Origin of the sequence: Streptomyces sp. NPDC058052, assembly GCF_042885515.1 — a bacterium.
Taxonomy (GTDB): Bacteria; Actinomycetota; Actinomycetes; order Streptomycetales; family Streptomycetaceae; genus Streptomyces.
The window spans coordinates 155203-175182 of record NZ_JBHVRX010000014.1; the positions used below are offsets into that span (position 1 = coordinate 155203).

19 protein-coding genes are annotated in these 19980 nt (G+C 74.5%); 3 read left to right on the forward strand and 16 right to left on the reverse strand.

The features are described from left to right. Positions 1-23 precede the first annotated feature (23 nt). The 5 genes from ACFVU3_RS20835 to ACFVU3_RS20855 all read right to left on the reverse strand — a co-directional run bounded on the left by ACFVU3_RS20835 (position 24) and on the right by ACFVU3_RS20855 (position 4806). Positions 24-944, reverse strand: a complete 921-nt coding sequence (locus tag ACFVU3_RS20835) for an amidohydrolase family protein (protein ID WP_390068114.1) — start codon at positions 942-944, stop codon at positions 24-26. Positions 945-946: 2 nt separating this feature from the next. Continuing rightward, positions 947-1636, reverse strand: a complete 690-nt coding sequence (ligK, locus tag ACFVU3_RS20840) for a 4-carboxy-4-hydroxy-2-oxoadipate aldolase/oxaloacetate decarboxylase (RefSeq protein WP_390068116.1) — start codon at positions 1634-1636, stop codon at positions 947-949. Between the two features lie 23 nt (positions 1637-1659). Next, positions 1660-2685 (reverse strand): amidohydrolase family protein, encoded by a 1026-nt coding sequence (locus ACFVU3_RS20845; RefSeq protein WP_390068118.1) that lies wholly within the window; start codon positions 2683-2685, stop codon positions 1660-1662. A 31-nt stretch (positions 2686-2716) separates the two neighbouring features. Next, positions 2717-3925, reverse strand: coding sequence for a 4-hydroxybenzoate 3-monooxygenase (locus ACFVU3_RS20850; protein ID WP_390068120.1), 1209 nt, complete (start codon positions 3923-3925; stop codon positions 2717-2719). Between the two features lie 113 nt (positions 3926-4038). Continuing rightward, positions 4039-4806, reverse strand: coding sequence for an IclR family transcriptional regulator (locus ACFVU3_RS20855; RefSeq protein ID WP_390068122.1), 768 nt, complete (start codon positions 4804-4806; stop codon positions 4039-4041). A gap of 118 nt (positions 4807-4924) precedes the next feature. Between ACFVU3_RS20855 and ACFVU3_RS20860 the strand changes: the two genes are divergently transcribed. After that, positions 4925-5632 (forward strand): substrate-binding domain-containing protein, encoded by a 708-nt coding sequence (locus ACFVU3_RS20860; protein ID WP_390068124.1) that lies wholly within the window; start codon positions 4925-4927, stop codon positions 5630-5632. 10 nt (positions 5633-5642) lie between these two features. On the opposite strand, the gene ACFVU3_RS20865 is transcribed toward ACFVU3_RS20860, so the two are convergent. The 9 genes from ACFVU3_RS20865 to ACFVU3_RS20905 all read right to left on the reverse strand — a co-directional run bounded on the left by ACFVU3_RS20865 (position 5643) and on the right by ACFVU3_RS20905 (position 17129). Beyond that, positions 5643-6128 (reverse strand): adenylyl-sulfate kinase, encoded by a 486-nt coding sequence (locus ACFVU3_RS20865; RefSeq protein ID WP_390068126.1) that lies wholly within the window; start codon positions 6126-6128, stop codon positions 5643-5645. Between the two features lie 45 nt (positions 6129-6173). Further along, a complete protein-coding gene (locus tag ACFVU3_RS20870; protein ID WP_390068128.1) occupies positions 6174-6941 on the reverse strand; it encodes a 3'(2'),5'-bisphosphate nucleotidase CysQ in 768 nt (255 codons plus the stop codon). A 95-nt stretch (positions 6942-7036) separates the two neighbouring features. Beyond that, on the reverse strand, positions 7037-8320 hold the full coding sequence (gene ectB / locus ACFVU3_RS20875) for a diaminobutyrate--2-oxoglutarate transaminase (RefSeq protein ID WP_390068192.1): 1284 nt from the start codon (positions 8318-8320) through the stop codon (positions 7037-7039). Between the two features lie 134 nt (positions 8321-8454). Beyond that, positions 8455-9627, reverse strand: coding sequence for an MFS transporter (locus ACFVU3_RS20880; protein ID WP_390068129.1), 1173 nt, complete (start codon positions 9625-9627; stop codon positions 8455-8457). Between the two features lie 72 nt (positions 9628-9699). Next, positions 9700-10995: an ATP-grasp domain-containing protein gene (locus ACFVU3_RS20885; protein WP_390068131.1), complete on the reverse strand. Its 1296-nt coding sequence runs from the start codon at positions 10993-10995 to the stop codon at positions 9700-9702. 93 nt (positions 10996-11088) lie between these two features. Next, on the reverse strand, positions 11089-11706 hold the full coding sequence (locus tag ACFVU3_RS20890; RefSeq protein ID WP_390068133.1) for a hypothetical protein: 618 nt from the start codon (positions 11704-11706) through the stop codon (positions 11089-11091). Positions 11707-12645: 939 nt separating this feature from the next. Continuing rightward, a complete protein-coding gene (locus ACFVU3_RS20895; protein WP_390068135.1) occupies positions 12646-13317 on the reverse strand; it encodes a beta-glucanase in 672 nt (223 codons plus the stop codon). Positions 13318-13450: 133 nt separating this feature from the next. Beyond that, a complete protein-coding gene (locus ACFVU3_RS20900) occupies positions 13451-15223 on the reverse strand; it encodes an ABC transporter ATP-binding protein (protein ID WP_390068137.1) in 1773 nt (590 codons plus the stop codon). A gap of 76 nt (positions 15224-15299) precedes the next feature. Continuing rightward, entirely contained in the window at positions 15300-17129 is a 1830-nt protein-coding gene (locus ACFVU3_RS20905; protein ID WP_390068139.1) for an ABC transporter ATP-binding protein, read from the reverse strand. A gap of 154 nt (positions 17130-17283) precedes the next feature. Between ACFVU3_RS20905 and ACFVU3_RS20910 the strand changes: the two genes are divergently transcribed. Continuing rightward, positions 17284-17916, forward strand: a complete 633-nt coding sequence (locus ACFVU3_RS20910; RefSeq protein ID WP_390068141.1) for a TetR/AcrR family transcriptional regulator C-terminal domain-containing protein — start codon at positions 17284-17286, stop codon at positions 17914-17916. Between the two features lie 39 nt (positions 17917-17955). Continuing rightward, positions 17956-18498, forward strand: coding sequence for a hypothetical protein (locus tag ACFVU3_RS20915; RefSeq protein ID WP_390068143.1), 543 nt, complete (start codon positions 17956-17958; stop codon positions 18496-18498). A gap of 18 nt (positions 18499-18516) precedes the next feature. Here ACFVU3_RS20915 and ACFVU3_RS20920 read toward each other — a convergent pair whose 3' ends face one another. Next, on the reverse strand, positions 18517-18894 hold the full coding sequence (locus tag ACFVU3_RS20920) for a VOC family protein (RefSeq protein WP_390068145.1): 378 nt from the start codon (positions 18892-18894) through the stop codon (positions 18517-18519). 32 nt (positions 18895-18926) lie between these two features. Then, a complete protein-coding gene (locus ACFVU3_RS20925; protein WP_390068147.1) occupies positions 18927-19976 on the reverse strand; it encodes a CU044_5270 family protein in 1050 nt (349 codons plus the stop codon). Between the last annotated feature and the right edge of the window lie 4 nt (positions 19977-19980).

The window sequence follows — 19980 nt, forward strand, 5'->3', positions numbered from 1 at the left end:
CCGGAGCTCCAATCGGGGGAGGGTCAGTCGGCCTCGGGCCAGTACAGGCGCATCGGGTTGTCGACGAGGAGCCGGTGCCGGAGCTCCGGTGACGGGGCGATGTGCGGGAGGAAGTCGACGAGGAGGCCGTCGTCGGGCATGTGGTCGGTGAGATTGGGGTGCGGCCAGTCGGTTCCCCAGAGCACCCGGTCGGGGAACTCCTCGACCACCCGGCGGGCGAAGGGGACGACGTCGCGGTACGCCGCCCGCTCCCCGTCGACGGCCGGCGGACCGCTCACCGTCAGCCGCTCCGGGCAGGTGACCTTGCACCAGATGTCGGTCCGGGCCCGCAGGAAGTCCAGGAACGCCTCGAAGTCGGGCCCTTCCGGATCCTTCGCGGTGTCCGGGCGGCCCATGTGGTCGACGACCAGCGGCACCGGCAGGGAGAGGAAGAACTCCCGGAGGCCGGGGAGGTCGGCGGCCTCGAAGTAGAGGACGACGTGCCAGCCGTAGGGCGCGATCTTCTCGGCGACGGCCCGCAGGTCCCGCTCCGGCGCCGCGTCCGCGAGCCGCCGGACGAAGGTGAACCGGACCCCGCGCACCCCGGCCTCGTGCAGTTCCCGCACCTCGGCGTCGGTGACGTCGGGCCGGAGCGTCGCCACGCCCCGGGCCGCTCCGCCGGAGGCCCGCAGGGCATCGACCATCGCGCGGTTGTCGGCGCCGTGACAGGTCGCCTGGACCACGACGTTGCGGCGGAAGCCGAGGTGGTCGCGGAGCGCGAACAGCTGCTCCTTGGAGGCGTCGCACGGCGTGTACGCGCGCTCGGGGGCGTACGGGAACTCCGCGCCCGGGCCGAAGACGTGGCAGTGCGCGTCGACGGCCCCCTCGGGGAGCCGGAAGGCGGGCCGGCTCGGACCGGCGTACCAGTCCAGCCAGCCGGGGGTCTTCTCGAAACGGGTGCTCATCGTCAGTCCTCGTAGCGCAGTCCGAGCTCGGCCAGCGGGCCGCGCATGCCGTACATGTCCAGGCCGAGCCGGCCCGCGCGGAACTGCGCGCGCTTGCCCTCCTCGTTCGCCTCGCGGGCGGCCGACGCGGCGGCCACCTCGGCGGCCCGCTCGCGGGGTACCACGACGACGCCGTCGGCGTCCGCGACGATCGCGTCACCGGGGCGGACCAGGGCGTTGCCGCAGACCACGGGCACGTTGACCGAGCCGAGGGTGGCCTTCACGGTGCCCTTGGCGTTGACCGCGCGGGCGAAGACGGGGAAGTCCATGCCCTCCAGGTCGGCGATGTCACGGACCCCGCCGTCGATGACCAGGCCCCGGCAGCCCCGGGCCCGGAAGGAGGTGGCGAGCAGTTCGCCGAAGAAGCCGTCCTCGCTCTCGGTCGTGCAGGCGGCGACGACGACGTCCCCGTCCCGGATCTGCTCGGCGGCGACGTGCAGCATCCAGTTGTCGCCGGGCTGGAGCAGCACGGTCACGGCCGTGCCGCACATCCGGGCCGTGGGGTAGACCGGGCGCAGGTAGGGGCGCATCAGCCCGACCCGGCCCATCGCCTCGTGGACCGTGGCGACGCCGAACGCCGACAGCGCGGCGACGGTCTCCGGGTCGGCCCGGTCGACCTTCGTGCGGACGACGCCGATCTCGGTGTGTTCCATGGGGTTCTCCTGGAGAGCGGGGATCAGCGGCCGGCCGCGGCGAGGCGGGCGGCGAGGCGGGGATAGACGCGCAGGGCGTTGCCGGAGTACACGGCGGCGCGCTCCTCGTCCGACAGGTGCGGGGTGGCGTCGACGTACCGCTTCGTGTCGTCGAAGTGGTGGCCGGTGCGCGGGTCGACGTCGCGGACCGCGCCGATCATCTCGCTGGCGAAGAGGAGCGACCGGCTGGGCACCACCCGGGTCAGCAGGTCGATGCCGGGCTGGTGGTAGACGCAGGTGTCGAAGAAGACGTTGTCGAGGAGCGTCTCCGGGTCCGGCCTGCCGAGCGCCATCGCCAGGCCCCGGAACCGGCCCCAGTGGTACGGCACCGCGCCGCCGCCGTGCGGGATCACGAACCGCAGCGTCGGGAAGTCGGCGAAGAGGTCGCCCTGCACGAGCTGCATGAACGCCGTGGTGTCGGCGTTCAGATAGTGCGCGCCGGTGGTGTGGAAGGCCGGGTTGCAGGAGGTGCTGACGTGGATCATCGCCGGGATGTCGTACGCGACCAGCGCCTCGTACAGGGGGTACCAGCTCCGGTCGGTCAGCGGCGGCGCCGTCCACCGGCCGCCCGACGGGTCGGGGTTGAGGTTGACCGTGACCGCGCCCAGCTCCTCGACGGCCCGGGTCAGTTCGGGCAGACACGTGGCGGGGCCGGCGCCCGGCGACTGCGGCAGCATCGCGCCCGCCGCGAACCGGTCGGGGTACAGGCCGGCGACCCGGTGGACCAGGTCGTTGCAGATCCGCGCCCATACGGAGGAGACGGCGAGGTCGCCGATGTGGTGGGCCATGAAGCTGGCCCGCGGAGAGAAGATCGTGAGGTCGCTGCCGCGCTCGTCCATCAGCCGCAGCTGGTTGCCCTCGATCGCGGCGCGCAGGTCGTCGTCGGTGAGGACGAGCTCGCCGGGGTCCGGGGCGGGGCCGCGGCCCTCGGCCGCGGCGATCTGCCGGTCGCGCCACTCCGCCAGCCGCGGCGGTGCGGTGGTGAAGTGACCGTGACAATCGATGATCATGGGAAAGCCTCGTGGTCGTCAGGGTCGGGGGTCAGTGCGCGCGGGTGGGCCAGCCCGTGTACTGCTCGGCCAGGTAGGCGCGTCCGGCACGGGTGCCGACCACGTTGTCGAGCTCGCCGAGCTGACGCCGCAGGTCGAACGCGGAGGCGCCGGGCGCGGTGTGCAGCAGCCGGGTCATCCAGGACGAGAAGTTCTGCGCCCGCCAGACCCGCTGGAGGGCCCGCGGCTCGTATGCGTCGAGCGCGTTCGCGCCCGCGCCGCCGAGCGCCCGGGTCAGCACGCCGGCGAGCACCTTCACGTCGTGCAGCGCCAGGTTGAGACCGCGGGCCCCGGTCGGCGGGACCGTGTGCGCGGCGTCTCCGGCGAGCAGCAGCGAGCCCCACCGCATCGGCTCCTGCACGAAGGAGCGGAACCGCAGCACCGTCTTCTCGGTGATCGGCCCCTCCTTCAGCCGGAAGCCGTCCTCGCCGGCCACCCGCGCCTGGAGGGTCTCCCAGATCCGGTCGTCGGACCAGTCGTCGGCGGACGCGTCGGGGGAGCACTGGAAGTACATGCGCTGCACGGCGTCGGTCCGGCGGCTGATCAGGGCGAAGCCGTGTGCGGAGCGGGCGTAGACCAGCTCGGGGGCGCTCGGCGGCGCCTCGGCGAGGATCCCGAACCACGCGAAGGGGTACTCCTTGCCGTACCGCACCCGCCGGTCCTCCGGCACCAGGTCGCGGCACATGCTCCGCGATCCGTCCGCGCCGACGACGTACCGGGCCCGGATCTCGTGCCGGGTCCCGTCGGGCGCCGTGTAGCGCACCCGCGGCGCGTCGGTCGTGATGCCGAGGACCTCGGTGTCCCGGATCCCGAAGTGGACGGTGCCGCCGTCGCGTTCGCGCGCGTCGGCGAGGTCGACGAAGACGTCGGTCTGGGGATAGAGCCAGGTGGAGGCGGAGACGAGCTCCTTGAAGTCGATGCGGTACGGGCGTCCCGCCGACCGCACCTCGATGCCCTCGTGCTCGTGCCCGTCGCGCAGGACCCGGTCCGAGACACCGGTCTCCACGAGGTCCCGGGCGACGCCGGCCTCCAGGATGCCGGCCCGCTGGGTCGTCTCGATCTCGTGGCGGGTACGGGTGTCGACGGCGACCGTCGCGACTCCGGCGCGGCCGAGCAGGTGCGCCAGCATGAGGCCCGCCGGGCCCGCGCCGACGATCGCGACCGGGACCGTGACGACGGAGTCGACGGGGACGTCGGCCATGGCATCTCCCAAGCAGCTGTGTACGTTTCGGACGGTGAGAACGGTCCGAACGCTGTCAGCCTGCCCAGCCCCTGGTCTGCGGAGTTTCCGTCAGGCGGAAGCCGGTCCCGAACTCAGCCCGTCGTCCGCGTCCGCCTGCCGAGCTCGTCGGAGATCCCGTACGCGGCCCGCAGCAGCGGTTCGCGCAGCCCGCGCGCCCGGCTCGCGCCCCGCGCCGTGATCACGATGCCCAGCGCGGCGCTCACCGGGCCCGTCCGCCCGATCCGCACCGGCGCCGCCACCGCAACCGTGCTCTCCGACAGCTGCCGGTCGCTGACGAAGACCTGCTCGCGCCGGATCCGGTCCAGCTGCGTCCGCAGCGTCCTCGGATCGGTCACCGTGTGCGGGGTCCACGCCCGCTGCGGCGAACCGAGGACCTCCTCCTGGATGTCCGGCGGCGCGTGCGCCAGGAGCACCCGCCCCATCCCCGTGGACCCGACCGGGAACCGGGTCCCGACCCCCGTCAGCAGCTCCACCGACCGGTGCCCCGCGATCCGCTCCACGAAGACGAGCTCGGTGCCCTCCCGCACCGCCAGCTGGACGTTCTCGTGGGTCGCCTCGTACAGGTCCTGCATGAACGGCAGCGCCACGTCCCGCAGGATCTGCGTCCGGGGACAGCCCGCGGCGATCTCCCACAGCCGCAGCCCCACGTGCCACGACCCGTCCTCGCCCCGCTCCAGCGCCCCCCAGGCCGCCAGTTCGCCCACCACCCGGTGCGTGGTGCTCAGGGCCATGCCGGTGCGCTGGGCGATCTCGGATAGTGTCTGGGCGGGGTGCTCGCGGTCGAAGGCCGCGAGGACCTCCAGTACTTTCCCTGCCGCCGTGCTCCGGGTCGTGCTCACGCCGTCAGTCTCGCAGACGGGCGTCGGGCCACCGGGCCGCGCGTGCCGCGCCCCCTTCCCCGCGACGTCCCGGATCCCGCGCGGACGCCGCCACACCGCTGACGACCGAGGAGTCGACGTGCACCGTGAACTCGTGGGACTGTCCTCGATGGCGACCCGCCCGATCCTCGCCGAGCTGAGCGAGCACCTGCGGACCGCCCACGGGACGCCCGTGCGCTTCGACGCGGCCGGCGGTGTGGAGATCGCCCGCCGTGTCCGCGAGGGCGCCGAGGCGGACCTCCTCGTCCTCGCCGCCGGAGCCCTGACCGCCCTCGAACAGGAGGGCCACCTGCTTCCCGGTACGGTCCGCCCGCTGTGGATCTCCCAGGTCGTCGCCGCGGTGCCGGACGGCACACCGCCGCCCGCCCTCGACTCCGTCGAGGACCTCCGCGCCGCGCTGACGGCCGCGCGGAGCATCGCCTTCTCCACCGGGCCGAGCGGGACGGCCCTCGTCGACCTGCTCCGCCGCCTCGGCCTCGCCGGCACCCTGGCCGGCCGGCTCGTCCAGACCCCGCCCGGCGTCCCCGCCGGCGGCCTGCTGTCCTCCGGCCGCGCCGACCTGGCCTTCCAGCAGCACAGCGAACTGATGGACCTTCCGGGCGTCACCGTGCTCGGGCCCCTGCCCGGCGACACCGCCCTCACCTCGGTCTTCGGCGCCGGAGTCCTCGCCACCACGACCGCACCGGAGCGCGCCCTCGCCGCCCTCGGCCTCCTCGCCTCCGACGAGGCGTCGCGGCTCGCGGCCGCCCGCGGGATGACCCCGGCGGACCCGGGACGGCGCGGCTGAGCCGTCTCCCTCAGGCGAGACCGCGCTCGGCGAGGAGCGTGTGGAGCGCCGCCGCCGACTCCCGCGCCGTCAGGGCGGGGGAGTCGATCCGCAGATCGGGGTCCTTCGGCTCGTCGTCCGGGCGCTCCGCCACCGGGGCGGCCACGTGCACCTCGACGTAGGGGGTGCCGCTGGCCCGGTGGCGGGCGCGGACCGCCTCGCGGCCGGCGGCGCACGCGGCGGTCGCCGGAACCAGCGCGACGATCCCGTTGCGCGCCAGCACCTCGGCCAGGGTCCCGACGCGCCGCCCGCTCGCGCTGCGGTCCTCGGGGGAGGGGGCGGAGCCGGCGGAGAGGTGACCGCCGGCCGCGTCCGCGTCGAGGACCTCGACGCGCCGTCCCTCCTCGCGGAGCCGGCCGGCCAGCTCCCGGGCGATCGTGGTCGTGCCGGTGTCCGGCAGGCCGGTGAGCCACACGGTCGCGCCGGGCCAGCAGGTACAGACTTCTTCTCGGTTCATGTCCTCATCCGTGCGGAGTGGTCGGCCGGTGGGCGGGGGTCCGGGTCAGCTGTCCGTTGCGGCCGCCGCGGTCTCCGCGGTCTCCGCGATCTCCGCGAGGAGGCGTTCGGCCAGTTCGGGGCGGCACACCACGAGGTCGGGGAGCCGGGGGTCCGGCCTGTTGTAGACGAGCGGGGTGCCGTCGAGGCGGGAGGCGTGGGCGCCCGCGGCGAGGGCGGCCGCGACGGGCGCGGCCGAATCCCATTCGTACTGCCCGCCGGCGTGGACGTACGCGTCGGCCGTGCCCTGGAGCACCGCGGCGATCTTGACGCCGGCCGACCCCATCGGGACCGTCCGGGCCCCCATGCGGGCGGCCAGCCGCGCGACGAAGGCCGGCGGCCTGGTGCGGCTGACCGTGATGCGCGGAGCTCCGGACGCCGGGGCGGGCAGGGGAGCGGCGGCGCCGGTGCCCAGCACCTTGCCCTGCGCGGGGAGGGCGATCGCCCCGGCGGCGAGCCGACCCCGCTCCCAGAGCGCCACGTGCACCGCCCAGTCGTCCCGGCCCTCCTCGCTGAACTCCCTGGTGCCGTCCAGTGGATCGACGATCCAGACGCGCGAGGCGGTGAGCCGCCGGGGGTCGTCGGCCGCCTCCTCGGAGAGGACGGCGTCCTCGGGGCGGTGCGCCGCGAGCGCGTCCGCCAGGAACTCGTGGGAGGCGAGGTCGCCCGCGGCCTTGAGCGCGGCGGCGTCGGCGAAGCCGGTGTCCTCGCGGAGGGCGAGCAGCAGCGAGCCTGCCCGTTCGGCGAGGTCGGCGGCGAGTCGGTGGTCGTTCATGGCGGGTCTGTTTCTCCTGGGGTGGACGGAGGTGCCGGTCGGGTCGGGTGCCGGCGCGGGCAGGGGCCCGCGCCGGCGTGCCGGTCCGGGGGAGGTCAGGCGGTGCGGGCGTGGTCCCGGGACGCGAGGACCGCGTCGACGGACTCCTCCAGGAGCGCCAGGCCCTCGGACAGTTCGTCGTCGGAGACCGTCAGGGGCGGCAGGAGCTTGACGACCTCGTCGCGCGCGCCGGCGGTCTCCACGAGCAGCCCCCGGGTGAACGCCTCCCGGCCGACCCGGCCCGCGAGCGCGGGGTCGCGGAAGGACAGCCCGTGCACCAGGCCCCGGCCGCGCGACACGGCGCCCTCTCCGGCGTGGCGGGCCGCGATCTCCTCCAGCCGGAGCGCCACGGTCTCTCCCTTGCGCGCCGTCTCCTTCTCCAGCGTGGAGTCCGCCCAGAACGTGCGCAGGGCGGCCGCGGCGGTGACGAAGGCGAGGTTGTTGCCGCGGAAGGTGCCGTTGTGCTCGCCCGGGCTCCAGACGTCGAGTTCGGGGCGGAACAAGGTGAGGGCCATGGGCAGGCCGTAGCCGCTGATGGACTTCGAGAGGCACACGATGTCCGGGGTGATGCCGGCGGCCTCGAAGCTGAAGAAGGGGCCCGTGCGGCCGCACCCCATCTGGACGTCGTCGACGATGAGCAGGATCCCCCTGCGCCGGCAGAGGCCGGACAGTTCCGCCAGCCATTCCGCCCGGGCGACGTTGACGCCGCCCTCGCCCTGGACGGTCTCCACGATCACCGCGGCGGGCAGGTCGACGCCGCTGCTGCCGCTCTCGATCAGGGCGTCGAGGAGGGCGAGGCCCTGGACGCCGTCGCCGCCGAAGCCGTCGTAGGGGATCCGGTACGTGTGGCCGAGCGGTACGCCCGCCCCCGCGCGCTTCGCGGCGCTGCCGGTCACGGCGAGCGCGCCGAGCGTCATGCCGTGGAAGGCGTGCGTGAAGGCCACGACGCCCGTCCGGCCGGTGACCTTCCGCGCGAGCTTCAGCGCGGCCTCCACGCTGTTGGTGCCGGTCGGGCCGGGGAACTGGACGCGGTAGTCGAGGTGACGCGGCCTCAGGACGTGTCGGTCGAAGGCCGCGAGCAGGTCGGCCTTGGCCGCCGTCGCCATGTCCAGGCTGTGGACGACCCCGTCGGCGTCCAGGTACTCCCGGACGGCCGCCTTCAGGACGGGGTGGTTGTGCCCGTAGTTGAGGGCGCCGGCCCCGGCGAAGAAGTCCAGGTACGAGCGGGCGTCCTGGTCCTCCAGGCGGCTGCCGCGGGCCCGGACGAAGACGGTCGGCCACGCGCGGCAGTAGCTGCGGACCTCGGACTCCAGGGCCAGCGAGGCGAACTCGTCCGGCATCCCGGCCGCCGACGCGGGGCCGGGCGCGGCGGTGGGGTCGGGCTGCGCTGCTGCGGTGCGCACTGCGGGCGCGTTCATGTGGGTTTCTCTCCTTCACAGGGGCCGCGTCCGGGGAAGCGGCCCATGGAGCGGCATCAGGACGTCGTGGGACGGCGGAGGAGGTGCAGGACGGCCGTCGCGGCGGCCAGGAACCCGGCGGCCGCCACCGCGGAGTTGAGCCAGAACGACGGCGCCAGGCCGTAGAGGACGGCCGCGACCGCGGTGGCCGTGGCGGCCGCCAGCTGGTAGCCGGCGTTGAGGGACGCGTTGACGGTGCTGAGGTCGTCCTCGTCCGCCAGCTGGTTGATGCGGGCCCTGAGGACGGGCGAGGCCACGGACTGCAGGCCGACGAGAGCGGTGTAGAGCGCCACCTGGGCGCCGTAGTGCCCCGGCACGGCCGGCAGGGCGAGGGCGACCGCCGAGGGGAGCAGCAGCGACGCGACGAGGACGTGCCGCTGCCACCTGCGGGGGATCGCGCCGAGGGAGGAGGAGGCGGCGACGGCCGCCACCCCCGCGACGAGGAAGAGCACGCCGGCCGCTTCGCCGCCGTCGTCCCCGGTCGTGGCGAGGTTGGCCAGCAGCCAGGTGGGATAGAGGGCCGTCACGCTGAAGAGCCCCAGGACGAAGAGGTAGAAGGCGATGACGCTGAACCTGACCTCCCGCTCCTTGGGAGGCAGCAGCGACCGCAGGTGGTGCCGCACGGAGGCGGGCCGGGCGTCCCGCGGACGGTTCGGCATGCTGACGAGGGCGCCGGCCGCGGCGAGTCCGGCCACCGCGGCCAGCACGCCGAAGCCCCACCGCCACGAGGCGTGACTCGCCAGCGTGATGGCCAGCGGCGCCATGACCATCTGGGCGAGGGACCCGCTGGCCATCACGTAGCCGGTGAGGGCCAGGCGCCGTCCGGCCGGGAAGTACTCGGTGACGCAGGGCAGCACCGAGATGCCGACCAGGGGCATGAGGAGCCCCGTGACGCCGCGCAGGGCGATCGCCGTCGTCGCGTCGTCGACGAGGAGGAAGCCCAGCAGGGAGAGCATGGCGCCGGCGGCGCCGAGGGTCAGGGACCGGCTGCGTCCGATCCGGTCGACGAAGGGCCCGAAGAGGACGTTCCCGAGGAAGCTGGTCAGCGGCAGCGCGACCAGGAACGCGCCCTGTTCCGTCCCGGACATGCGGAGGTCGGCGGCGACGAAGGCGAGCAGCGGCGGGGCCAGCGCGATGTTCCCCAGGACGATGAACCAGCCGGCCGCCAGGGAGAGCGCGGGTAACAGCACCCGGGGCGGCCGTCCGCTCGTCCGGGGGAGGGGCTTCGGCCGCGCCGGCGCGGTGGGCGGGAGCGGCATCGGTCAGCGGTCGTCGGAGAGCGGGGACCAGACGATCATCGGGATGCCCGTCCGGTCCGCGAGCTCGGAGACGGAGGAGATGCACACGTCCGCCGCCTCCAGGTAGGTGTCGGCGACCGCGAGGACGTGCCCGATGTAGTGGAAGTTGCTGGTCGCCCGGCGGATCCGCTGTCCGGCCTCCGCCCGGAGCGCCCAGTGCCGGACGCGCGGATCCTCGTCCAGGAAGGCGAGGTCGGCGTCCCCCGCGTACGTCACGTCGGCCGTCGGCGCCAGGATGTGCGCCGCTCCCTCACGGCGCGGGGCGCGCGGGGGCTGTTCGACGGGGTGCCCCAGGAAGACATGGACGAGCTGTTCGTGCAGGTCGACGCCCCAGCACTCCTTGATGAGCAGGGGAGCGGGGCCGCCGATCAGGCGGGGATTGGGGTCGATGAGGCACGGCCCCTGCGCGGTGTGGATGACCTCGATGTGGAAGATGCCGAAGTCCAGGCCGAGCGCGTTCACCACGTCCGTGGCATACGCGCGGACCGCCGCGTCCTCGTCGGGAGTCAGCCGGGCCGGGGCGATGGAACCGAGTTCCATGCTCTCGTCGGCGGCGTACCGCTGTCGTTCGAGGACGGCGAAGGGGACGGCCACGCCGTCGGACACGGCGATCTCGACCGACAGCAGGGGGCCTTCGAGATAGCGCTCGACCACGAGGCGGCTGCCGAACGCCTGCTTCTGCGCCGCGGAGAGCCACGCGTCCGCGTCCAGCACCCGCCGTCGCGCGAGCTCGACGTCCGAGGCGGTGCGCACCACCGTCGCGGCGACGCTGGCGCTGCCGGAGGCCGGCTTCACCACCGCGGGCAGGCCGACGCGGTCGACGGCGCCGGGGATGTCGTGCGCCGAGTCGATCACCTCGTACGCGAGCCCGGGCAGTCCCGCCGCGGCGAGCAGCTCCCTGGCGTGCGCCTTGTCGCGGGCGTTGGCGACCCCTTCGGCCGAGGTGTACCGCAGCCCCATGTCCCGGGCGACGGGCGCGAGGGACTGGACCACCTCGTCGTGGAGGGCGATCACCGCGTCCACCGGGTGCTCGGCGACGAGACGGTCGAGGGTCTTGCGCAGTTCCTGCGGATCGCAGGAGTTCTCCACGCGGACCACGCGGTCGACCTCCTCCGCCAGGGCGTCGAAGGCGGCGTTGCCGGTGTAGGACGCGCCGAACGCCTCCGAGGCGATGAAGGTGATCTCGTGACCCATCCGCCGGGCGGTGGTCACCGCGCGGAAGCCGTAGGGCCGGCTGTCCACGAAGACGATGTGTGCCATGTCTGGTCGATCTCCAGAAGTCCGGGCTGGTCGGGCCCTCTCGGGGGAGGGCCCGGTGGCGGGGGACGGCGCCGGCCGGGGCCGGGTGCCGTGTCAGACGGCCGCGGACGGCTGCGGCAGGGTGACCCGGTGGGGGTTCTCCAGGGCCTGCTCGTAGATCTCCGTGCACTCGGCGAGGTGGGCGGCGAGGCCGACCTCCGCCAGCTCCTTCTCCACCGCGACGAGGTCGACCTCGTCGGCCGGCTGGATCCCGCTGCTTCCGAGGACCCGCCGGAAGAAGGGGTCCCCCTCCCGCCGGGCGTCGCTCATCAGGGCGCCCACCTCGGGCGCGCACAGGTGGAGGTGGCTGCGCGGCTCCCAGGAGACGACGGAGTCGGAGAAGGTCAGGCCGAGGCGTTCGTAGATCGCGCGCAGGACGGGGGCGGGGTCCGTCCGCAGTTCCGTGGTGTCCACGATGACGTAGTCGACACCGTTCTCCTCGCAGGCGGCCATCTGGTCGCGGAAGGAGTACCAGCCGCTCTCGAACGGCGGGAAGGTGTTTCCCCGGCCGAGTTCACGCACCTTCCGCAGCCGCGAGTGGAGCGTCAGCCGGGGGTCGCGGAAAGAGAAGAGAATCGGAGCGGTCGCCAGTTCCCTCAGGAGTCCGAAGGATTCTTCGTCGACCTGGAAGGTCATGTCCTTGATGAGGAGCGACTGGGTCTCCCGCTCCATTCCCTCGCTCCACGCGGGACGGGATTCGTCCGCGATCCGCATCGGATTCAGGAGGGTGTGCTCGCTCTCCTCCCACGGAGCCGAACCCCAGTACCGGCTTTCGAACGGCTCGTGGCAGTGGAATCCGATCTCCGGACTTCCCCAGAGCGCGCGGGAAAGGGCGGTGGACGCCGTCCGCGGCGGCGAAATCTCCACGTGAATGTGCTCGAACCTGGACTTCAATTCCTTGATGACACGGTCGTGCTGACGCATATTCAGACCTCTTCACCCGCTCGACGGTCCCCCCGAATACTCATCGGCCGCAAACGCCGCGACGTCGTCGTTCTGTGAACGGAGTATTTCGCAGGATTCGGAAAGGATCTTGCTGGCGTCCGAACCGGTGGGTCAAATCGAGTCCAGATGGCGAGATGTGTCGAGTCAGCGAGAATGTCCCCGCTCCGGGGGTGGCGGGTCTCCTGATTTCGGAGGGAATCGGCGGGTTGCGGGTCGAATGGTTTACGGTTCACTTTCCCGGTCCATCGCCCGGGTGGAACCGTTCTCGGCGGCAAGTGCGGGATGCGGGATCCGTCCGCTTGGGCGCGACTCGTCCCCTCTTTTCGGAAGCGGTCGCTCGACTTCCGGAAAGGAGTCCTCTTTTCGCAACATTCCTTCGGAATCCGCGGGGGTGGCGGGAAGGGATCCGTCCTGAACGGGTCGTCCCGGCCTTCTCCGGCCGTAAGGCGACCTTTCGGAAAGGCGCGACGACTCATCCGCGCCGGGTGTGACGGCCCCCTCGCCGGATGCGACGGCCCGCGGCTCGCCCGGTGCGGCGGCCCGCGGCCTCGTCCCGCACGTCCGGACGAGGCCGCGCCGGCCACCGTGACGGCACCGGCGGCCCCGGGGCGGCTCCGGGGCGGCCCCGGGGCGGTGGCGCGGCCCGCACCCGCCCGCGGCCGTCCGTCAGCCGGGGCGGAACACCCGCAGGCCGGAGACCTCGAAGGACATCTCGCTCGTCCCCGGATCGGGAGCCGGATGGTAACGCCCCGCGCACACCGAGAGGTTGACGATCAGACAGGCGTGCCAGGACCGCCCGACCCCGCGCCGGTCCGCGAACACCTCGGCGCCGTTCACCCACCACACCACGGACCGCGCGCCGAACTCGGTGCGCAGGTCCACCCATCCGCCGGGGCGCACGTCGGGGGAGCGGTAGTACTTGTGGGTGCCCCGAACCCGGTTGGAGAGCTCCAGCAGGTCGGGGTTGTCCGGGTGGTACTCGAAGACGTCGATCTCCTGCCCGCCGTCCCGCCACGTCCAGATCGCCGGCCACGCCCCGGTCTCCTCCGGCAGCCGGACCCGCGCCTCCAGCACGTCGCCGGCCCGCACCTCGAAGCCCTCGGCGCTGCCCTCCGTGGTGAGCAGCCCGCTGTCCCAGAGGCCGTCACGGCGGCGGGTCGCGCGGAAGACCCCGGAGCGGCTGTACGCCGGATCCTCGACCAGATGGTCCAGCTTGTTGTCGAGGGGGTTGACCGGACCGCCGTCGGGATAGGCCCAGGACCGCCCGGCGACCCACTGCGCGGGCGACGCGAAGTCGGCGGTGAGGACCGGGTCGTCGGGGAGGGGTGGCAGTGACATGGCGGCTCCTCACGGAACGGGCGACGGACGGGGCCGACGGGCGCCGCACGGACGACGGACGCGCGCCGCACCAGCGGCGGACGGACGGCGGACGGCGGCGACGGTCACCGGAATGGCTCCCCCGTCCCGCGCCTCACATGCGGAACCCGTGGTTCCCTGGCGAGAACTCGTCACCATCGGCGTTTCCGGCGGGACCGTCCGGTACAAGCTCCGCCGAGAGCCTCCAGAAGTCGGCGTACCGGCCGCCGAGACGCAGCAGTTCGTCGTGGTCGCCCTCCTCGACGATCCGGCCGCCGTCGAGGAAGACGATCCGGTCGGCGTCGCGGACGGTACGCATCCGGTGGGCCACCATCACCACGGTCCTGCCCCGCATCAGCCGCTCCACACCGGCGTGCACGGCCGCCTCGTTCACCGGATCCAGGGCGGAGGTCACCTCGTCCAGGAGCACGATCGGCGCGTCCTTCAGCAGGGCGCGGGCGATCGACACGCGCTGGCGCTCGCCCCCCGACAGCCGGGCGCCGCCGTCGCCGACGACGGTCGCCCAGCCGTCGGGCAGCCGGTCCACCACCTCGTCCAGCCGGGCCGCGGCCGCCGCCGCGCGCACCTCCTCGTCACCGGCGCCGGGGCGCCCGAGGCGCACGTTCTCCTCGATGGTGCCGTCGAAGAGGTACACGTCCTGGAAGACGATGGCGAACCGTGCCGCCAGCGCCTCCGTGCCCACGTCCCGGACGTCCGCCCCGCCGACGCGCACCACGCCCGCGTCCACGTCGTGGAACCGCGCGAGCACCTGCAGGAGCGTGCTCTTCCCGGCGCCCGACGGGCCCACCACGGCCAGCCGCCGCCCCTCCGGAACGGTCAGCGACACGCCGTCGAGGACCGTGCGCCCGCCCCGGCGGAAGACGACCGACTCGAACGCCACCCGGTGCCCGGCCGGCTCGACCGGACGGGCGGCCCGCGGCAGCGGCTCGGTGCGCAGCACCGCGTCGAGCCGGGCCAGTTCGCCGTGCGCGCCGCGCAGCTTGCCGCCGAGGTCGGCGAGGGACAGCAGCGGCTCCGAGCAGCGGGCGGTCAGCACCAGGACGGTCAGCAGTTCCGCCGCCCCGATCTCCCCGCCGAGCGCCAGGTGGGCGCCGAGCGCCAGGACCGCGGTGAACACCGCCTGCACGGTCAGGGTGAGGCCGAGCGCCCCGGGCAGCGCCGCGAGCGTGGCGCGGCGGGAGGCGCGCCGTACGTCGCTCAGGGCGTCGTCCAGCAGCCGGAAGCGTTCCGTCGCGCGGCCGCCGGCCCGCAGCACCGGCTGAGCCTGGACGTACTCGACGATCCGCCCGGCGGCCTCGCGGTCGCGGGCGGCCCGGTCGGCGTCCTGGGCCGCCGTCGCGCGTCCGGTGAGGGCCTGGATCCCGGCCACCACCGGGACGGCGGCCAGCAGGGCCAGGCCGAGGCGCCAGTCGAGGGCGAGGACGACGGCGACGATCGTCAGGGGCGTCACGGCGGCGGAGACGGCCGGTGCCAGCAGGTGTGCGATCACGCTCATCGCCTGGAGCACGCCCTGGCCGGCCAGGACGGACAGCTCGCCCACACGCGCCGGGCCGTACCAGCCGATCGGGAGCCGGGCCAGATGGTCGCCGAGGCGGTGGTAGACGCCGCGCAGCAGGGACGTGCCGACGCGGAACGCCGACAGGTCGGTGACGTAGCGCAGGACGGCGTAGCCGGCGACGGCGGCCCCGAACGCGCCCAGCCAGGGGCGGGCGTCGGCCGGGGCGCCGTCGAGCAGCGCCCGCAGGACGGGCGCCAGCAGGGCGTAGGACAGGCCCTCGGCGACGGCGGTCGCCGTCATCAGGGCGAGGGCGCGCAGCAGTGGGCGGCGGTGTTCCTCGCCCAGGACGCGCAGCAGCAGCCGGATCATCGGGGGTCTTCTCCTCGTCGGGCGCGGAGGGGGCGCGGACGCGGGTCCGCGGGGCGGGTCGGGCGGTCCGGTGCGGTCATGGCCGTTCACCGCCGGCCGTGGGGGCGGCCGTCCGCCGGGCGTGCCACAGGGCGGCGAACCGCCCTCCCCCGGCGACGAGTTCGGCGGGCGCGCCGTGCTCGGCGATCACCCCGTCCTCCAGCACCGCGACGAGGTCGGCGCCGGCGGCGGTCTCCAGGCGGTGCGCGACGAGCAGGACCGTCCGGTCCTCGCGCAGGGCGTCCAGGGTCCTGCGGACGGCCCGTTCGGTCCGCGGGTCGGCGAAGGAGGTGGCCTCGTCGAGGACCAGGACGGGGGCGTCGGCCAGCAGGGCGCGGGCGAGCGCGATCCGCTGGGCCTCGCCGCCCGACAGCCTGGCGTCCTCGCCGATCACGGAGTCGTAGCCGCGGGGGAGCCGGGTCACCCGGTCGTGGACGTTCGCGAGCCGGGCGGCGCGCACGACCGCCTCCCGTCCGGCGTCCGGCACCGCGAGCGCGATGTTGTCCGCGACCGAGGCGCGCAGCAGGTGGACGTCCTGGAAGACGAAGGAGACCCGCCGGTGCAGCTCGCGGTCGTCCACCTCCCGCAGGTCGACGCCGCCGAGCAGGACCGACCCGCCCGTCGGGTCGGCGAACCGCGGCAGCAGCCGGACGAGGGTGGACTTGCCGGCCCCCGACGCGCCCACCAGCGCGGTGACCGTCCCCGGCCTCAGGACGAGGTCGACCCCGCGCAGGACGTCGTGCCCGGGCTCGTGGGCGAAGCGGACCCCGCGCAGTTCGACCAGGTGGCCGTCGGGCGTGGCCGGTGCCACCGGTCCGGGCAGTGCCGGCACCGCGAGCACGTCGCGGATCCGGCCGACCGCGCGGCGGGCGGTCTGCACCTCGTCGAAGCCGTGCCCGAGGGCCGCCACCGGGGCGGTCAGGCCGAGGCCGAGCAGCAGGAACGGCAGCAGGTCGACCGGCTCCGTCCCGCCGCCGGCGACGAGGGCCGCGCCTCCGGTCAGCACGGTCAGCAGCACGAACGGGGGCGACAGCAGCAGCTGCATCCCGGCCGCGACCGGGGAGATCCCGTGCACCCAGCGGCGGAAGGAGGCGACGAAGTCGTCGGCGGCCGCGCGGAACCGGTGATGGGCGCGCTCGCCCCCGCCGAACGCCTTGACGACGGCGATGCCCTGGACGAACTCCACGACCGACGCGGCGATCCGCGCCATCGCCGCGTCGAAGTCGGCCTGCTCGCGGAGGCGGGCCGGGGTCATCATCAGCGGCACCAGCGCCACCGCGGCGAGCACCGGGGCGAGTGTGATCAGCGTCAGCCGCCAGTCGACGGCGAACAGGTAGCCGAGCGACACCAGCGGGACGACGAAGGCCGAGGTCAGCTCGCCGGGCGTGTGGGCGATGAGCGGGTGGACGGCGCCGACGTCGTCGCCCGCCACCCTGGCCAGTTCGCCGCTGCGGCGCCGTGCGATCCAGTCGAGCGGCACCCGTCCCAGCCGCGCCGCGAGGGCCCGGCGCAGCGCCAGCTGCACCCGTCCGTCCAGCAGGTGCCCGACCCCCGCCGCGGCGGCGGTGAGCACCAGCTTCACGAAGAGGCCGGCCGCGCCCGCGAGCACGAGGAACCGCACGTGCCCCGGGTCGGGCGGGCCGGGCGCGAGCAGGGTCCGGCCGAGCTCCACGACCGCGAGCAGCGGGGCCAGTCCGGCGACGGCGCCGGCGACCTGGAGGGCGATCACGGCGGCGAACCCCCCGGCGAAGGGCCGGAGCAGCCGTGCCGTGCCGGGACCTTCCCGGACGGGCGCGCGGCCTGGTCCGTCGTCACCCGGCGGCCGTACGGCCGGGTCTTCCGCCTCGATCGTTCCGGTGGTGGTCATCGCCGTCTCGCCCCCGTCGTCCGGTGGAGCAGCCCCAGGATTCTTACGATGTAAGGCTGCGATGCGGCCCGACGGTATACTTACGCCGTAAGAATCGTCAATCGTGTGAAGACCGTCCGGACCGCGAGCCGTCCGGACGGGGAAGGGAGGCGCCGTGGCCGCCAACAGAGCCCGCGGACAACGGGCGGGGCTCACCCGGCAGGACGTCCTGGAGGCAGCCCTGAAGCTCGTCGACCGGGACGGACTGAACGCCCTGTCCATGCGGCGCCTCGGCGCCGAACTGGGCGTGGAGGCCATGACGCTCTACCACCACGTGCCCAACAAGACGGCCCTGCTGGACGGGATGATCGAACAGGTCGTCGCCGAAGCCGTCCCGCCGGCCTTCGGCGCCGCCACCTGGCGCGAGGACCTGAGCGCCTACGCCCACGCGCTGGCCGCCGCCCTCGCCGCGCATCCGCACGCCGTGCCCCTGCTGCTCTCCCGGCCGGCCGTCACCCCCCGCAACCTGCGCACGCTGGACGCCGTGATCGGCATGCTGCACGAGGCCGGCTTCTCCCTGCCGAGGACCCTGGACGTCCTCTACTCCCTCACCGGCTTCGTCGTGGGCCACGCCGCCGCCGAGGCCGGACGCGTCGACGACGCCGGCGTCATGACCGCCCTGGACGAGGACGCCTACCCCCGCCTGGTGGCCGCCGCCCGGGCCGCCGGCGACCACCGCGCCGACACCCGCTTCGCCTTCGCCCTGAACGCCCTGCTCTCCGGCTTCGCGGCGGAACTGGACCACTGAGACCGGGGCGTTGTCGGTGGGGGTCCGTACGATCGGCGCATGTCTGACGCCTTCACCGTCCTGTGGACCCAGGAGACCTGCCGTGCCCTGCGGAGAGAGGGGCGGGAGGGGACGCGGCCGGCCGTCGCCTTCTCCGGGGCGCACCAGTCGCTGCCGGCCTGGACGGGAGCGCGTGCCGGGGACGACGTGTACGCCCTGCACGTGCACCGGCGGGAGGTCTTCGTCGTCTCGCGGATGCGGGTGGTCGACACGGAGCGGGGCGCGTGCTGCGGCGCGGCTCCGGCGACGTGGCGGGACCCGGCCCATCCCGGCCACCACGACTGGGCGATGCTCGGCGCCGGCGGATGCGGCGCGACGCCGGTGCACGTGGACGCGACGCCCGTACGGTTCGACGTGCCCGTGCCGGGCGACCTGCTGCCCGTGCTGACCTGGCGCGATCGCCGCGGACGGACGCGGAACCTGAAGTACGTGGTCGACGGGCGACTGGAGAGGTCCGTCAGCCTCCAGGGGTTCTACCGGCTGGCCCCCGAATCCGCCTCCGACCTGGCCGCGCTGGTCGAGGCGGCCGCCCCGGTGGCGTGACCCGGCACGTCCCTCGTGTCACTCCCGCACCAGGCAGAACGGGTGGCCCGCCGGGTCGGCGAGGACGCACCAGCCGCGCTCCCCGTCCCCGCCGTCGAGCAGCGCGGCGCCGTTCGCGAGGGCCTGGTCCCGGGCCTCGTCCAGGTCCTCGACCCCCAGGTCCAGGTGGAACTGCTGGGGGTGGGCGGGATCCGGCCACCGGGGCGGGCGGTGGCCGGCCACGCGCTGGAAGGCCAGCACCGGACCGCCCTCGGTGTGCAGCGTCGACCAGTCGTCGTCGAGCGACCAGCGGGGGTCGGGCCGGTCCACGTCCCCGCCGAGAAGCGCCCGGTAGAACCGGGCGAGTTCCCTGACGTCCGGACAGTCCAGCACCACACACTGCAACTTGGCGATCATGGCGGCAGGGTAGAGCAGCCGTCCGCACCTGCCTAGCGTTCCTCCCCCCGGCCGGCGGCGCCCGCCGGGACCTGCCCGGGCTCGTCCACGATCCCCTGCCCCACCACCGCGACGGAGGCGACGACGGTCCCGGGCCCGCCCCACGCGCTCTCGCGGGTGAGGACCGTGCGCGTGCCGAGGCAGCGCCCCGTCGTGGTGTCGAAGATCCATTCGTCCCGCTCGCCGTCGTGGACACGGGCCACCGCCACCCCGCTCCGGCCGGCCGCGTCCACCGCGCCGGGGAGCGTGACGACGCCGGGGACGCGGGCCGCGGCCCGGTAGAGCGCGGCCGTGGTCGCCGGCGGGACGACGCCGCTGCGCAGCAGGTCGCCGATGGCGACGAACGTCTCCTGGTCCGGGCCGGTCGTGGAGTCGCTCCCCGGACCGTGGTTCCGCACGGCGTCCTCGCGGATCAGGCTCAGCAGCGCGTCGGGATCGCTCGGCAGCGACGCGGCGAACGCGTACGTGGGCGAGGCGAACCCGCCGTTCCCCGGACTCCCGGGGACCTGGACCCTGCGGCCGTTCTTGCGCTCCTGCGTCGGCCGGGTGCCGTCGACGGGCATCCACCGTTCCACGTCCTCGCGTTCCACCCGGCGGTCCATGCCGCCGACGGCGTTCTCGGAGAGGACGGTCGTGTGGCCCACCACCTCGACGTACGCGTACTGGTCCCCCCGGACCGGCACCGCGGGGGCGGCTGCGGCGGCCAGCGCGGCCCGTTCGAGCAGCGCGACGGACGCCGGGGAGGCCGGCCGGGCCGGGGAGGCCGGCGGGGCGGGTAGCGACGCCAGGGCGAGGACCAGGGCACCCGCCACCGCCGCGCCGCCCAGCACGGCGACGTACCTCCGCCGCCCGGCCAGGGGCCCGCGCCGCGACACCGCGTCGAGGTCGATCTCCGCGAGGAGGTGCCGCCGCCGCTCCCCCTCGCGCACCCCCGCGAGGCCGGGCACCGGGAAGGCGGGAACCGCCCGCCGCACCCCGCCGAGTCCGTCGAGCCCGTCGTCCCCGTCGTCCACGCGCTCCCCGTCCCCGCGGCCGTCGTCCACGCGA